This is a genomic window from Serratia sp. CoH_122_TC_1, from assembly GCF_058191755.1.
Genome location: NZ_JBXWLA010000008.1, coordinates 70,734 through 87,078, shown reverse-complemented (window position 1 = coordinate 87,078; position 16,345 = coordinate 70,734). Strand labels below are relative to the sequence as shown.

At 52.9% G+C, this 16,345-nt stretch carries 12 protein-coding genes; 9 read left to right on the top strand and 3 right to left on the bottom strand.

The annotated features are described in order from the left end of the window. Positions 1 to 14 precede the first annotated feature (14 nt). Positions 15 to 1,742: an ABC-F family ATP-binding cassette domain-containing protein gene (locus AC2FC2_RS12000; protein ID WP_490659280.1), complete on the bottom strand. Its 1,728-nt coding sequence runs from the start codon at positions 1,740 to 1,742 to the stop codon at positions 15 to 17. 501 nt (positions 1,743 to 2,243) lie between these two features. On the opposite strand from AC2FC2_RS12000, the gene AC2FC2_RS11995 reads away from it, so the two are divergent. Next, on the top strand, positions 2,244 to 4,670 hold the full coding sequence (locus AC2FC2_RS11995; protein WP_209633567.1) for a DUF3772 domain-containing protein: 2,427 nt from the start codon (positions 2,244 to 2,246) through the stop codon (positions 4,668 to 4,670). 47 nt (positions 4,671 to 4,717) lie between these two features. Here AC2FC2_RS11995 and AC2FC2_RS11990 read toward each other — a convergent pair whose 3' ends face one another. Next, positions 4,718 to 4,891: a hypothetical protein gene (locus AC2FC2_RS11990; RefSeq protein WP_209633565.1), complete on the bottom strand. Its 174-nt coding sequence runs from the start codon at positions 4,889 to 4,891 to the stop codon at positions 4,718 to 4,720. Positions 4,892 to 5,066: 175 nt separating this feature from the next. On the opposite strand from AC2FC2_RS11990, the gene AC2FC2_RS11985 reads away from it, so the two are divergent. Beyond that, positions 5,067 to 5,336 carry a PTS sugar transporter subunit IIB gene (locus tag AC2FC2_RS11985; RefSeq protein WP_209633564.1) on the top strand — a complete coding sequence of 90 codons (270 nt, stop codon included), beginning with the start codon at positions 5,067 to 5,069 and terminating at the stop codon, positions 5,334 to 5,336. Here the strand turns inward: AC2FC2_RS11985 and AC2FC2_RS11980 are convergent, their stop codons facing one another. Then, a complete protein-coding gene (locus AC2FC2_RS11980; RefSeq protein WP_209633562.1) occupies positions 5,337 to 6,272 on the bottom strand; it encodes a LysR family transcriptional regulator in 936 nt (311 codons plus the stop codon). A 249-nt stretch (positions 6,273 to 6,521) separates the two neighbouring features. On the opposite strand from AC2FC2_RS11980, the gene AC2FC2_RS11975 reads away from it, so the two are divergent. The 7 genes from AC2FC2_RS11975 (at position 6,522) to AC2FC2_RS11945 (ending at position 16,278) form a co-directional block, all read left to right on the top strand. Further along, positions 6,522 to 7,787 carry an ABC transporter substrate-binding protein gene (locus tag AC2FC2_RS11975; RefSeq protein ID WP_265553320.1) on the top strand — a complete coding sequence of 422 codons (1,266 nt, stop codon included), beginning with the start codon at positions 6,522 to 6,524 and terminating at the stop codon, positions 7,785 to 7,787. A 38-nt stretch (positions 7,788 to 7,825) separates the two neighbouring features. Beyond that, on the top strand, positions 7,826 to 8,818 hold the full coding sequence (locus AC2FC2_RS11970; RefSeq protein WP_209633558.1) for a carbohydrate ABC transporter permease: 993 nt from the start codon (positions 7,826 to 7,828) through the stop codon (positions 8,816 to 8,818). Further along, positions 8,815 to 9,660, top strand: coding sequence for a carbohydrate ABC transporter permease (locus tag AC2FC2_RS11965; RefSeq protein ID WP_490659279.1), 846 nt, complete (start codon positions 8,815 to 8,817; stop codon positions 9,658 to 9,660). The genes AC2FC2_RS11970 and AC2FC2_RS11965 overlap by 4 nt, the downstream gene beginning before the upstream one ends. A 32-nt stretch (positions 9,661 to 9,692) precedes the next feature. Continuing rightward, positions 9,693 to 11,054: a family 4 glycosyl hydrolase gene (locus AC2FC2_RS11960; RefSeq protein ID WP_490659278.1), complete on the top strand. Its 1,362-nt coding sequence runs from the start codon at positions 9,693 to 9,695 to the stop codon at positions 11,052 to 11,054. 63 nt (positions 11,055 to 11,117) lie between these two features. Next, positions 11,118 to 12,233, top strand: a complete 1,116-nt coding sequence (locus AC2FC2_RS11955) for an ABC transporter ATP-binding protein (protein WP_209633552.1) — start codon at positions 11,118 to 11,120, stop codon at positions 12,231 to 12,233. A 20-nt stretch (positions 12,234 to 12,253) separates the two neighbouring features. After that, positions 12,254 to 13,948, top strand: coding sequence for a glycoside hydrolase family 13 protein (locus tag AC2FC2_RS11950; protein WP_490659277.1), 1,695 nt, complete (start codon positions 12,254 to 12,256; stop codon positions 13,946 to 13,948). Positions 13,949 to 15,000: 1,052 nt separating this feature from the next. Further along, on the top strand, positions 15,001 to 16,278 hold the full coding sequence (locus AC2FC2_RS11945) for a lysine N(6)-hydroxylase/L-ornithine N(5)-oxygenase family protein (RefSeq protein WP_209633547.1): 1,278 nt from the start codon (positions 15,001 to 15,003) through the stop codon (positions 16,276 to 16,278). Positions 16,279 to 16,345: the final 67 nt, after the last annotated feature.

The following is a 16,345-nucleotide window of genomic DNA, read 5'->3' as shown; positions in this document are numbered from 1 at the left end:
GCGGCCTGTGAAGGTTAGTCCAGATTCAACCGGGCGGTGAGGATGGCGATTTCCTCGCGCCACTGTTGCTGCAAGTGCGTTTTTTGATGCTTTGGCTTACGCGCCAGATCCTCCTGCAGTTTGTTTTCCACTTCAAACAACGTCGCAAGAAGCATTTCTTCGTCATCATGGCGTAACTCACTGGCGGTGAGAACCCGGCCTGGCGCTGCTATTGGCTGAGCGTCACGTTCTTCGGCCATTCGTGCGTAGACCGGCTCCAGATCGTGCCATTCTTCCAACTGCTGGTTATCAATCAGCCAGAAACGGTTACAGCTGTTTTCGATCAACATCCGGTCGTGAGTGGCCAGCATCACAGCGCCTTCAAATTGGCGCAGGGTATCGGCCAGCTCTTCCTTACCTTCCATATCCAAATGGTTGGTCGGTTCGTCGAGCAACAATAAAGAATGGTTAGCCAGTGTCAGCCCGACAAACAGCAGGCGCGATCGCTCACCGCCGCTCAGCGTGCTGATACGTTGCTGATGGCGCAGATAAGGGAAGCCGGCACCAATCAGGGCCATTTTCCGCTGTTCTTCGGTTAGCGGCGCGAAATGCGTCAATGCTTCGCTCAGCGTGTCGTCATCGCGCAGCTGTTGCAGGCTTTGATCGTAATAGCCGATGCGTACCCGAGGATGGAAAACCGCGTCCTGGCTGGCCGCGCCTTGGTATTCCCGCCACAGGTGCTGCAGCAGTGAAGACTTGCCGCAGCCGTTACGCCCGACGATGGCAATACGGTCACCGCTTTTGACCCGCAGCTGCGCCAGGTGAAACAGCACCGGCGCATCAGCGGCCGGACGGACGTCCAACTGCGGCAAAGCCAGCAGGCGATCGGCATCCAGCGCCTCACCGTTAAGCTTAAGCCGCCATTGGCTGCCCGCCGTCAACGTGGTTTGCTCTTCTTTCATCCGATCAACGCGTTTTTCCATTTGTTTAGCCTTGCGAGCCAGGTCTTCATTATCGTAAACCTTGCCCCAAACGGCCAACCTATGGGCGCTTTTGGCGACCCGGTCGATCTCTTTCTGTTCCGCCTGACGGCGATGCGCATCTGCGGCATCCTGTTCCTCTAACGCCTTGCGTGCTGCAGTACATGGCAAGCGGAAGAATTGCAGTGTTTTGTCACGCAAGATCCAGGTGCAGTTGGTGACCTGATCCAACAGGTAGCGATCGTGAGATACCAGAACAAAACTGCCAGACCAGTTTTGCAAAAAACGCTCTAACCACAATAAGGTGGGAAGATCCAGATGGTTACTGGGTTCATCCAGCAGGAGCAGATCCGGTTGGCGGATTAACGCACGTGCCAGCAGCAGACGAGTATGCTGCCCACCGCTCAAGGTGCCGGCGGTTAGCGTCCATGACGGTGGCGCAAAACCCAGGCTGGTGAGCAGGACTTCTCCCTGCCAACTTTCGCTGACGCGCTGATTTTCTGGCAATCGCGCCAGTACTGCCTCGAGCAGGGTGCAGCCGTGCAGTTCATCAGGCAGGTGTTGTTCTACCCGTGCCATCAGGCACTGATGGGCAGGCGTCACGCTGCCGGTACTGGCAGAGAGATCACCGCTAAGGATTTTCAACAGGGTACTTTTGCCGCAGCCGTTATGGCCGATTAAACCAATGCGGTCGCCTTTTTTCAGGCTGAAGGAAACCTCGACCAACAGAGGGCCGAACGCGTTGTCGAAACCGACAGATTGTGCAGATAATAATGTGCTCATTGCTTACTCAAGAGTTACAGGCATGCAAATGCCTATCGTCAAACATCGCTGACGATAACCCGGTAAGCCGGAGGGAAGGGACTCAAATTTTAGTAAGCTTCGCTCAAGCCTGGGTTATCGCAGCACGATACCGGTAATGCTTGAGCAGCGGCAATTACTATAGAAGTGTGAGTAAAAAAACAATTCACACATCGGCATAGTAATCCTCCTTTTTATAATGTTGGTAAATGGGTGCGCTGAGTATAAAGCGCTTTGGTCGGTTATGCCACTGTGAGTCACGCTACTGATCGGTTACGTCAGGGGAAAGTTTACCGTAATTCAACCGGTTGCAAGCCGAGTGATAGGGCGGCATCAATAATCGTGCTGAATGGGAGTAATACTGATATTTAAGCGGAGATTAAGCAGTTATCATAACTACAGTTTATGATTAGCCAGGCGGGTCGGTGTATATCGACCCGCCTGCGTCGTCTGTCTATCATGCAAATGCCGAGCAATGAATTTATGTTAAAGCCCCGTCAAATTCTTCTTTTCCTGTTCCTGCTGTTTGGCTTGCAGTTGGCACCGCTGACCAGCGTCGCTGCACAGGATGATACCCCTGCCGCCGAAGTCCAGCTGGATCCTGCTACCGCGCTAAAGAACTACCAGAAACAGTTGGATAGCATCAAACAGCAGGTTTCCAAGGCGGATAATGATAACCAACTCAGCAAGCTGAAGCTGGTCACCGACGATCTGGCCGCTGGACTGGACAAGCTCGCGACCGAACTGCAACCGGCGCAGGAAAAATTGCAGGCGCAACTCGATGTATTAGGCCCACCGCCGGCCGCCGGGGCGATGGCAGAAACCGCAGCCGTGGTGCAGCAGCGTAATGGTTTGAACAACAGCAAAAAGCAACTCGACGATGCGGTAAAACGGGCGCAGGCCATGAAAGCCAGCGTGCTCGACCTTGGGCAACAAATCAGCGATCTGCGTCGTGTGGCGTTCAAAACCCAGTTGGCGTTGAACACCGGCAGCGTGCTGGGCGCCAAGTTTTGGTCGCCGGTGGTGCAACCTTCCGACAGTGACATGCAGCGATTGGATGAATTCAATGCTGCTATGAAACAAGCCTGGGACGCCAGTTGGCAAGAGGACTCGCGTTACGGCACACTCGGTTTGCTGGTACTGGCCGTGGTTATCTGGTCGTGGGGGCGTTACTTCTCTGAGCGTTTTCTGGCTTGGGCAAGTATTCGTTTTCTGCCGGACGGGCGCTTGCGCCGCAGCTTTATGGCGCTGATGACCGTCACCGTCACCGTGATCACCACCAGTATTGCGTTAAATTTGCTGTATATCTCCTTTACCCGCGTGCAACCGCTGCCGGTAATGCTCGAGGACTTCGCCGAAGGCTTTAACCGGTTGGGGATCTTCTGTGCGCTGATTGCCGGGCTGGGACGTGCGACACTGTCGCTCAATCGGCCATCATGGCGCCTGGCCTCGATGGATGATGCCGTTGCTTCCGGGCTGCGTTATTTTTCACCGCTATTGGCTGGGTTGGCACTGGCGTTTGGTACCGTGGAACTGATCAATAACGTGGTCAGCGCCAGCCTGAGCACCACCATTTTCGGCAATGGCTTGGTCGCTGGCTTGATCGGCATGGTATTGCTGGCGATGCCGCTACGTTCTCAGCGTATCCGCCGTAAGCTGGAACAGCAGGGCGAGCATGTAGAGAAACGCTCAACCATCAGCGGATTGCTGCACATGGGCACGTTGGTATGCTCAGTAGTGATCTTATTCTCGTTGTTGGTGGGGTATATCGCGTTCGCCCGTTTCCTGACCTATCAGGTGATCTGGATAGCTCTGGTATTGATGGCGTTTTATTTTCTGCTGCTGTTCGCGACCGATCTGTGTGGCGCAATCTTTTCGCCGCAGACCGCCAGTGGCAAGATGCTCAAAAAGTCCTTTAACTTTAAAGACCGTCATCTGGAACAAATGGCCATCATCTTCACCGCCATTGCCAAATGTTCTTTGCTGTTGTTGATGATCGTCTCGCTGTTTAACGGTTCTTTTGGTACCACCACGCCGAACTCGTTGCTCGAAAAAATTATTGCCATCCTGAGTGGTGAAGGATTACAGCGGCTGAATATTGTGCCGGGTAACCTGATTAATGCGGTTATTTGCCTGGCCATTGGCATTTACATTCTGCGGGTGACGCAGCGTTGGCTCAGTCAGGAATTACTGCCGAAAACCATTTCAGATATCGGTATTCGTGCCTCATTGGTCACGTTATTCAGTAACGTTGGTTATGTGTTACTGATCTTGATCACCCTGGCTGCGTTGGGTATTCAGTGGAACAATCTGGCGTGGATCGTGAGTGCGTTATCGGTCGGTATCGGTTTTGGTTTGCAGGAGATCGTGAAGAACTTTATTTCCGGTTTGATCCTGCTGACCGAACGGCCAGTGAAAGTCGGCGATATGATCGGTATTGGCGGTGTCGAAGGGGATGTGCGCCGTATTAACGTGCGTGCTACCGAGATTCAACTCAGTGACCGTTCGACAATGATTGTCCCTAACTCCCAGTTAATCTCACAAAACGTCCGTAACGCGACGATGGGGAACGCACAGGGGGTAGTGACGATTGCGCTGACCTTCCCAACGGACATCGATCCGGAACAGGTACGTAATATTTTGTTGAGTGCCTACCAAGAGTATGACGCTATTCTCGAGGCACCTGCGCCCTATGTGCGTTTCAGCCAGCTCGGCCCGGATGGCATCATCCTCAGTGTGACCGGGTATGTGGCAAGTCCGCGCATGGTTGGGGCCACCAAAAGCGAGCTGTTGTTCAATATTCTCAAACTGCTGCGCGCGCAACGGGTCAATATGTCCAGCCCGCAGGAAGTGGTATTTATGAAGCAGCAGGCGAGAAATATGGCTAACGACGAAGAGCAGTCGTCGTAATCTGCCGGTGGCACAAAGGCCCACCGTGAAAGGTGGGCCGAGGTCACTTAATGCATAGCGGGCACCACAGATTGGGAGCAATCGCTGTTGGCGCTGGCGCCGGTATTATTGCAGGTCTGTGGATCATTATGCACCGGCGGTGGCGGCACGTCCTGTGGGCCACCTTTACCGATACAGCCAGAAAGCATCAGGATCAAAAACAGGGGGATCATTGCCTTCATCTCAGTTACCTCCGATCTGAACACGTTCTTAAGTATATGCACTGCAAGGCGCCGAGAGCGTCCGATCATGCGTTATAGAACTTATCTATATCACCCCGGAATAAACCAATTTCACTTCGGCCGCTCAGCGGCCCTATGCTGCGGTGGCATAGGGCAATTTTTTTGAGGAGGCATCATGGAAAAACAACAGTTGGCGACAGCGGTACTTGCCGCCTTGGGCGGCGCAGAAAACCTGACCAAACTGCGTTACTGTGCCAGCCGTGTCAGGGCAGAACTGTGTGATAGCACAAGGTTAGAGCGGCAAAGCATAACGCAGTTGCCAGGCGTTAAAGCATTGCTGGAGGTAGAAACGCCACAGCGGACCACCGAGTATCAGTTGGTGGTAGGACCGGGGAATGCCCGGCCGTTATATCAGGCACTGGTCGCATTGAGCGGCGAAAAGTAATTACACCAACAAAGGGCGGATCTGCTCCAGATGCTGCTGCATTAACGCCTGCATTTGCATCAGATGGGGGGCATCCGCTTTTTCGCGCATCAGGTAAATACCGACGGTGCAGCGTTGGCCCTGTTGAATCAACGTCAGCGGCTCAATACCATAATCGGCAAAGTAGCCCGCCATACAGGAGGGATACGCTAACAAAATTGCATCGGAATCATTGATCATATCTACGGCCGACATCATCGAGTTGGTTGAGCAAATCACCCGTTCCGCCAGGTGCAGACGGTTACGTGCCAGCTTTTTCGGCTGCATATCCTCCACGATATGATGATAGCGACTTTCATCTGGCGTCAGCTCAACGCAGGGATAATCCAGCAACGCATCCGGGCTTACCGGTTTACCGAGCAGCGGGTGCCCGCGTCGTACAAACATACTGTCGGTGGTGCTGAATAACGGCAAAAAACTGATGCCGGCCTTGGGGTTCAATCCCTGAATTTCATGGCCGATGAACAAGTCAATATCGCCCCCCAACAGCAGATCCATCAAACGCAGATGGTTGCCCAGATCAATATGAATATTCACCAGCGGATGTAACTTACGGTAGGCATTGAAGCTGTCACGCACGAACATGTACCACCACGCATGGCCTGTGCCCATGCGCAGGCTTTGCTCTTGACGTGCTTTGATAAACGCCATTTTAATCAATGTATTATCGTAAATTCGCTGCATCATTTGCGCCTGCTCCAGCAGCAAGTCACCGTATTCGGTGGTTTTCACGCCCGTTGAGGTGCGCTCCAGCAGCTGTACTCCCAGGTTCTCTTCCAGCTTCTTCATGTTGTGGGTCAATGTCGGCTGACTCAAACAGAGTTTGTTTGCTGCATGACTCACATTTTTGAACATTGCCACTTCGATAAACTGCCGCAGAATTTTGTCCACGATCATATTTTCCACTGGTGATATAGAAAGTTTCTATATCGTAGCGATGAAAAACGATTTCCGCCAATGACCCGCCTTCGATAGTTTTGCTGCTATACCCAAAATAATTGGCGTTGCATCAAGGCGGCATGGCCGTAAATCCCCAGGCGCTTAGTTAACTACGTGACTGGGGTGCGCGGGTGCAGCCAACACAGATGCAGCTTCAAGTATGACGGGGAGATGCCGGTATTCCCAGCCGCCACCAGAGAGGACGCAATGAGAAGACTGATACCGAGTATGGTTGCCGCCACACTGGCGCTGATGTCCGGTCAAACGCTGGCCGATACGCTGCGTATGCAGTGTGCGCCCAGTAAAGAAGGGCGTCAGTATTGCAATGAGATCAAGCAACGTTTTGAGGCTCAGACCGGCCATACCCTGGAATTTATCGATCTTCCCCCGGCCTCCGATGAAAAGCTGTCGTTATTTCAGCAGCTGTTTGCCGCCAAAGATTCCAGCGCCATCGATCTGTTCCAGGCCGATACCGTGTGGATAGGCGTGCTGAACAAACATCTGCTGGATCTGACCGACAGCGTGAGCGACATCAAGCAGGATTTCTTCCCCGCCGCCTGGCAAAACAATGTGGTTAATGGCCGGGTTAAAGCGGTACCGGCCTATCTGGACAGTGGCGCACTCTATTACCGTAAGGACTTGCTGGAAAAATACGACGAGCAGCCCCCGGCGACCTGGGCCGACTTGACCCGCATCGCGACGCGTATTCAGCAGGGGGAGCGTGCCGCCGGCCATAAGAATTTTTGGGGACTCGTGTTCCAGGGGAAATCCTACGAAGGGCTGACGTGCAACGCACTCGAGTGGGTGGCGTCGCAAAACGGCGGCAGTTTTATTGATGCCCAGGGCAATATCACCATCAACAATCCACAGGCCGCACAGGCATTAAATATGGCCGCCGGATGGATAGGCAAAATTACGCCAAAGGGCGCACTCGGTTACATGGAAGAAGAGTCGCGGGCGGTGTTTCAAAACGGCGATGCGTTATTTATGCGCAATTGGCCCTACGCCTACGTATTGGCGCAGGACAGCAGCAGTGCAATACGTGGAAAGGTCGGCGTAACGCCGTTGCCGAAGGGCGCTGAAGGTGAGTCCGTCAGCGCATTAGGCGGCTGGCAGTGGGCAATCAACGGTTATACCAAGAACCCTCAGGCGGCGATCGCGCTGCTGAAAATTGTCAGCGATGCCGAATCGCAAAAACGGGCGCTGGCATTAATGGGCCTGGCACCGTCACGGATGGCATTGTACGACGATCCCCAGGTCCTGGCGCAGGCACCGTATTTAGCCGATTTCAAAGGCATCTTCGCGCAGGCAATGCCACGCCCGGCAACCCAAACCAAAAGGCAGTACGCGCAGGTTTCGAAAGCGATCTACAACGCCACGTTTAACGTATTGCGCGGAGATAGTGACGGTGTCACTGCTGTGGCGGATTTACAACAGCGACTGGAACGGATTAAAGCCAGAGGATGGCGTTGAAGGCAGTGCAATCCCCATTAACCGTTGGAGTCAGACGCATGAAACGCGAGACGCACGCTTTATCCCTAACGGCGGCCCCGGCACCGAAGGCGGAACGTTCCGCCAGGCGCCGCACGTTGAATCATCAGCAACGGCGTAGTCGCATCGCCTGGCTCTTGGTGGCACCGGCAATGCTGTTGCTGGCAGTCGTCGCGGGTTGGCCGCTGCTGCGTACGCTGTTTTACAGCTTTACCGACGCCATGCTGGATGCGCCAGATGACTACCGGTTTGTCGGTTTTGCCAACTATCTGGACCTGACCGAGGGTGGGCATCATTACGGCGTGCTGGCGGATCCACTGTGGTGGTTGGCCGTAGGCAATACTCTGCGGTTTAGCCTGCTGTCGGTGTCATTGGAGCTGGTGTTTGGCATGTTGCTGGCGTTGCTGATGCATCAGAAATTCCGCGGCCAGGGGCTCGTGCGTACTGCGATTTTGGTGCCCTGGGCCATTCCGACCATCGTGTCCGCCAAAATGTGGGGCTGGATGTTTCACGATCAGTACGGTGTGGTCAATGACCTGCTGCTCAAGACCGGCATCATCTCGACCCCATTGGCCTGGGTGGCGGAGCCGGGGTTGTCGATGTGGGCGGTGGTGATTGCCGATGTCTGGAAAACCACACCCTTCATGGCCTTGATGCTGCTGGCCGCGCTGCAACTGATCCCGGGGGATTTATACGAGGCGGCACGGGTCGATGGTGCCAATGCCTGGCAGCGGTTTCGCCGCATCACCTTGCCGCTGATCATGCCGGCGATGATCGTCGCGCTGATTTTCCGGGTCATGGACGCATTGCGGGTGTTTGATCTGATCTATGTGCTGACCTCCAACAGCGAGGCCACGGTATCCGTGTCCGGCTATGCGCGCGATCGCATGGTCAGCTATCAGGAAATGGGATCCGGCTCGGCAGCTTCCGTGTTGGTATTCATGATGGTTGCGGGCATCGCTGCGTGTTTCCTCACGCTGAGTCGCCTGAATGACAAGGGGAAACAGGCATGAAACTGAGCCGCCAACAGCAACAAAAGGGTCATAAGATACTGATATTTGCCAGCGCCGCGTTGGCCAGCATCATCTGTCTGTTTCCGTTCTACTACGCGCTGATCACCTCATTGCGTTCGGGGCAGGACCTGTTCCAGGTTGCCTATCTGCCGAGCCACCTGAATTGGGGCAATTATCTGACAGCCTTGATCGATAACGGCATTGCTCGCAGCTTGTTGAACTCTATCGTGGTGGCAACGCTGACGGTCGGTATCTGTCTGCTGGTATCGATTACCGCCGCGTTTGCCCTGGCGCGCATTCGTTTTCGCGGTCGCAAATATCTGCTGTTCACCATTTTGTGCGTCTCAATGTTCCCGCAGGTGGCGGTACTGTCCGGCATGTTCGAGTTGGTGCGCTTTATGGAGCTGTATGACTCCCTCGGGGCGTTGGTGTTGTCCTATACCACCTTTTCATTGCCCTTTACCGTCTGGGTACTGACCACCTTTATGAAAGCGATCCCGGCAGAATTGGAAGAGGCGGCGATTGTCGACGGTGCAAGCACCTGGACCATCATCACCCGTATCTTTGCACCCATTATGGGGCCGTCGCTAGTGACCACCGGACTGCTGGCATTTATCGGCGCATGGAATGAATTCATGTTTGCCCTGACGTTTGTCATCTCCAGCGGCAAACGCACCGTCCCTGTGGCGATCGGCATGTTGCAGGGCGCCTCTCAATTCGAACTCCCCTGGGGCACCATCATGGCGGCCTCGGTCATCGTCACACTGCCGATCATCGCACTGGTTCTGATTTTCCAGCGCCGAATCGTCAGCGGATTAACCAACGGCGCAGTAAAAGGCTGATTTTCGATTAACCCTGAAGCAGGAGAAAAGTAATGGCTACAAAAATCGTTTTAGTGGGAGCAGGCAGTGCGCAATTCGGTTACGGCACGCTGGGGGATATCTTCCAGAGCAAAACGCTGTACGGCAGTGAGATTGTGCTGCACGACATCAACCCGGCCGCACTGGCGGTGACTGAGAAAACGGCCCGGGACTTTTTGGCCGCTGAAGATCTGCCCTTTACGGTGAGCGCCACGACCGATCGTAAAACCGCGCTGAGGGGCGCTGAGTTTGTGATTATCTCCATCGAAGTGGGCGATCGCTTTGCGCTGTGGGATCTCGACTGGCAAATTCCGCAGCAGTATGGCATTCAGCAGGTGTATGGTGAAAATGGCGGCCCTGGCGGTTTGTTCCACTCGCTGCGGATTATTCCACCGATCCTCGACATTTGCGCTGACGTTGCCGACATTTGCCCCAATGCCTGGGTATTTAACTACTCAAATCCGATGAGTCGCATTTGTACTACCGTGCATCGCCGCTTCCCGCAGCTCAATTTTGTCGGTATGTGTCACGAAATTGCGTCACTTGAGCGCTATCTGCCGGAAATGCTCGGAACGTCATTCGACAACCTCACGCTGCGTGCCGCCGGGCTCAATCACTTTAGCGTCTTGCTGGAGGCCAGCTACAAAGACAGTGGTCAAGATGCTTATGGCGACGTGCGAGCCAAGGCGCCGGACTATTTTTCCCGTTTGCCAGGCTACAGCGACATCCTGGACTACACCCGCACTCACGGCACATGGGTTCAGACAGAAGGCAGCACCGAGCGAGAGGCGCTGGGTGGCAAAGACAGTGCCTATTCTTGGGCCGATCGCACCTTGTTTAAAGAGATTCTGGAGAAATTCCATCACTTGCCAATCACCGGCGACAGCCACTTTGGCGAGTATATTCGTTGGGCGAATGAGGTCAGCGATCATCGCGGCATCCTCGATTTCTACACCTTCTATCGCAATTACCTGGGCCATGTGCAGCCGAAAATCGAATTGAAACTGAAAGAACGCGTGGTGCCGATCATGGAAGGGATCTTGACGGATTCCGGCTATGAAGAGTCGGCGGTGAATATCCCCAACCTGGGGTTTATTAAACAGTTGCCGGCGTTCATTGCCGTCGAGGTGCCGGCCATTATCGATCGCAAAGGGGTGCATGGCATAAAAGTGGATATGCCTGCAGGCATTGGTGGCTTGCTCAGTAACCAGATTGCTATCCACGATCTGACCGCCGATGCAGTGATTGAAGGCTCGCGCGATTTGGTGATCCAGGCACTGCTGGTGGATTCGGTCAACGACAAATGCCGGGCAATCCCTGAACTGGTCGATGTGATGATCTCAAGCCAGAGCCCGTGGCTCGATTATTTGAAATAAGCCGGATAACGGGGCGTGAACTCGCGCCCCGTTAATGCCAACTGCGATGCGAACGGGAGGAATATGGCGCAACTCACGCTGGAAAAACTGCAAAAACGCTATGGCGCTAACGCAGAGGTCATCAAGTCATTGGATTTGCACATTAACAGTGGGGAATTTGTGGTGATTGTTGGCCCCTCCGGCTGCGGAAAATCCACCTTGTTGCGGATGATCGCTGGGCTGGAGGAGATCAGCAGCGGCGGCATGTATATCGATGGTCACTACGTCAACGACGATACGCCGGCAGAACGCGGCATTGGCATGGTATTTCAATCTTATGCGCTTTATCCGCACATGAGTGTCTATAAAAACATGGCGTTTGCACTGGAGTTGGCGGGCCATTCGGCCGAAGAGATCGACCGACGCGTGCGCGACAGCGCCCGTATTTTGCAACTTGAACCCTTGTTGGAACGCCGACCGAAAGATCTTTCCGGTGGGCAACGGCAACGGGTTGCTATTGGTCGCGCCATTGTCCGCGAGCCCAAATTATTTTTGTTCGATGAACCGCTTTCCAACCTGGACGCATCGCTGCGGGTACAAATGCGCATGGAAGTGGCTTCGCTGCATAAGCGGCTGGGGTCGACCATTATTTATGTTACCCACGATCAGGTGGAAGCCATGACGCTGGCAGACCGCATTGTGGTGTTGAACCAAGGCCATGTTGAACAGGTGGGCACGCCGCTGGAACTTTATGACCAGCCGGCCAACGAGTTTGTCGCACAGTTTATCGGGTCGCCAAAGATGAATCTGATCCCGGCGATTTTACGGCGCGCCGGTGAAAGCCAAAGCGTGGTCGAGCTGGATAACGGCAAGGCGCTGGTGCTGCCGATTGCTACACCCGCTGAGGCAGAAGGCCAGAGCGTAAACGTCGGTATTCGTCCGGAACATATTCGCGGTGGGGAGCATGCAGAGTGCGAGTTTCAAGGCGAAGTGATGTTTGTTGAACACATGGGCAATGAAACCTACCTCTATCTGGATAACGGCAATGCCGGCGAACCCTGGGTGTTGCGCAACCCTGAACGCTCGGCTATTGAGGCCGGTGATACCGTGGGCGTTCGCCTGCCGGTGGAGTGTTGTTATCTGTTCGATCGTCAGGGGCGGGCGTTTCAGCGCATTCTGGCGTCGGAAAAGACGCATTAATTGAGTAAAGGAAACGGGATATGGGCGGCGGACAAAAGGTTCGGTGGTGGAAACAGGCGGTGGTTTATCAAATCTACCCGCGCAGCTTTATGGATTCCAACGGGGACGGTATTGGCGATCTGAATGGCATTACGGCCAAGCTGGATTATTTGCAGTGGCTGGGCATAGACGTGATTTGGATCTGTCCGATGTACCGTTCGCCAAACGACGACAATGGCTACGATATCAGTGATTATCAGGCCATAATGACGGAATTTGGCACCATGGAGGATTTTGACTGTCTGCTGTCAGAGGTGCATGCGCGGGGGATGCGGTTGATACTTGATTTGGTGGTGAACCACACGTCTGACGAACACCCGTGGTTTATTGAGTCACGATCATCCCAATCGAGCGCCAAACGTGACTGGTATATCTGGCGCGACGGTAAAAAAGGGGCGGAACCCAACAACTGGGAGAGCATTTTTAACGGTTCGGCCTGGAAGTATGATCCTGGCAGTGAACAATACTTTTTGCACCTGTTCTCTGAACGTCAACCTGACCTGAATTGGGAGAACCCAGAGGTGCGTACGGCGCTGTACGACATGATGCGTTGGTGGCTGGATAAGGGCATTGATGGATTCCGTATCGACGCCATCTGCCATATGAAAAAACAGCCGGGGCTAACGGATATGCCCAACCCGCTGGGCCTGCGTTACGTGCCGTCGTTCGAACGTCACCTGAATTATGACGGCCTGCTCGATTATGTCGATGACCTGTGTGAACAGGTGTTCAACCGTTATGACATCATGACCGTGGGGGAAATGAACGGCGCTTCGGCCGAGCAGGGCGAAGATTGGGTGGGTGAACAGCATCACCGGTTGAATATGATTTTCCAGTTTGAGCACGTCAAGCTGTGGGAAACACGGCATCAGCAGGCGCCGGATGCAGGCATGGACGTGATGGGGCTAAAAAGCATCTTTACCCGCTGGCAGACATTGCTGGAAGGGAAAGGATGGAATGCACTGTATGTCGAAAATCACGATATTCCCCGCGTGGTGTCGAAATGGGGCGACGATAAGCAGTATTGGCGCGAAAGTGCTACCGCCATCGCCACGATGTATTTTTTAATGCAGGGAACCCCCTTTATTTATCAGGGACAGGAGCTGGGGATGACCAACACCCGCTTCGACGGCCTGGCTGATTTTAACGATGTTGCTGCCAGAAACCGCTTTGCCATGTTGCGCGAGCAAGGGATGGACGAGGCACACATCCTGGCGTTTCTGGGCCGCAGTGGGCGCGATAATTCGCGTACGCCGATGCAATGGGACGACGGTCCCAATGCCGGTTTCAGCCGTGCCGAACCCTGGTTTAGGGTGAATGCCAACTACGCGCAAATCAACGTGGCGCGTCAGCGAGAAGAACCTGATTCAGTGCTGAACTTTTACCGGGCGTTAATTCGGCTGCGTAAACGGGATCCCGTGTGGGTCTACGGCCGATACCAATTACACCTGGCGGCACACCCGCAAATATATGCTTACACCCGCACCCTGGATGAGCGGCAGGTATTGGTGTTGTGCAATTTGAGTCGCGAATCTTTGCAGATAGATCCGCACGTGTTGGCCTTGGATAAGGGGCAACGGTTATTGGGCAATTATTGTCATCATGATGAGCAACAATGCCTACGTCCTTATGAGGCTCGGATATACCAATGGCCTGACGCCTCCAGTTTTGATTAAACCATCACGCATTTTCCCGAATACAGCGATTGTGTTCGGGGAATACCCTTCAGATATTTACCCATAATTCATGGCCACTCTGCAATACGCACCGAATCACAACACACTCTCACCATTGCTTCTTACACCAAAGATTAAAATACGGTCTGGTTATCCAGCAAGATCTGGAACTATGTTAGCAAGGAAACTACTGGAAATTAAAAATCCTACGCCTGAGTGATGGATAAAAAATCGCACGAAATGTTCCTTTTGTATTCTTGGTCGTTGCTCTTTTTTAGCGGAACAGGCTTCGCTCGTTTATTTCCGTCAATTAAGTATCTACATCGCATCGCAGCAAGAGAAAATTTTGCAAAATGTGCAAGACAAGGCGTAAGTGGGCGGAATCTGTACAGATCTCGTAGTGTCAGAGACCTAAGGTCTCCTGATTCATTTGTTTTTCATTGCAAACCATTGATAATAAATGAATGTTTGTATTTTGTGATGCATGCCATTAATGGGGCATATCTACAATGAAGCTTAAACAAAAGTGAAGTTTTATGATTTTTTTACGATTTCACTTTTAATTTTACATTAACAACGCTCGGAAGGGCGTTGATATTATCTTTTTTCACATGCCAGGCAGCCGCTTTAGCGCTAGTCTGGTTAGGCAATGTCTCATTAAGGATGATGCTATGTGGAATAGGGAGATTAACATAGGGACATGTTATGAAATCCTTTGTTAACCTGTTTTTTATTTCCTCAAGATCATTTCCCTAAGCATTCTTTTTTCATGACTCTGCAACGTCTATTTAAAATGAAAGTGAGTTATCAAAAGTAAGATATGTTGGCTCTTTTGTGAGCGTGAGATGACGGGATGCTATGACCATTATAATACCCTGCCCAATGACCGTTATGGTATGACGCATGGGGAAAAGGGTAATGGTGTCGATTTTAATTAAGACTTTCGCCTTGATGGGTAATTATCCTAATGCCATGCGTGATGATAGTTGCGTTATTTCCAAGGCCACAAATAGAGCGCTATAAATCTAATTATTCACTCAGGAGCACACTCAATGAACCAGTGTTTGGACTTTATCGGTATTGGCATCGGTCCGTCCAACCTCAGCATTGCGGCACTTGGAAGCGAAATCGCAGGGTTTAATTGCAAATTCCTCGAGCGTAAACCGCATTTTTCTTGGCATCCAGGCATGATCCTGGCGGACTGCAGTATGCAGACCAACTTTTTGAAGGATTTGGTGACGGCCGTTGCGCCCACCAACCCTTACAGTTTTCTCAACTATCTGGTGAAAAGAAAGAAATTTTACCGTTTCCTCAATACAGAGCAACATACCGTTTCGCGCGAAGAGTTTGCCGATTATCTCAGTTGGGCGGCAACGGGCCTGCCGTCGCTGGCATTCAACCAGGACGTCCAGGCCGTGAGTTTTGATGAGAATCAGCGGCATTTTGTTGTCACCACCCAGAATGATGTGTTTTACGCGAAGCATGTCTGTGTCGGTATTGGCAAAAAAATCAAATTGCCAGACTGTGTGACCCAGCAAAATGATCGGTGTTTCCACGCGAGCGAAATGATGTTCCGCAAACCCAATCTGAAGGGGAAGCGTGTGGCAATTGTCGGCGGGGGGCAAAGCGGGGCCGATCTGTTCCTCAATATTTTTCAGGGGGAATGGGGCCAACCAGAACAATTGAGTTGGATATCTCGGCGTAACAACTACAACGCGCTGGACGAAGCTGCCTTTGCTAACGAGTACTTTACGCCTGATTACGTTGAGAATTTCTACACGCTCGGCAGTTCAGCCAAACAACACATGCTGCGCGAACAAAAAATGACGTCTGATGGGATCACCAGCGAGTCGCTTTTGGCCATTTATCGCGCCATGTATCACCAGTTTGATGTCCTTCAGAATAAACGATGGGTACGCCTGCTTCCCAGCCGTTCAGTGACGGCCCTTAACACCAAAGATAATTTTTATCAGTTAGAGACGGAACACCATCTGGATCAGGGGCGAGAAGCCTTTGATGTGGACGTGGTGATCTTTGCTACTGGGTATGAACAGGCCCGCCCCGTGTTTCTTGACGCCTTGTCCGAACGTTTTTCAACCACGGATGATGGGCAGTACCGTATTGCCCCTGATTTTACCCTTGAGCGGGAAGGGGCGCATGAGAACTGTTTGTTTGCCGTCAATGCGAGCATGCATCACCACGGTATTGCCGATCCCCAGCTCAGCCTGATGGCCTGGCGAGCTGCCCGCATTCTTAACCGGGTTCTCGGCCAAAACCAATTTGATTTGAGTACGGCCCCGGCGATCATTCAATGGCGCAGTGAGCCATAACGGCCAATCACGATGACGTTATTGAGTTCTTGTTGGGCACCGCGTTTACCCCATGATGAGACAGGTT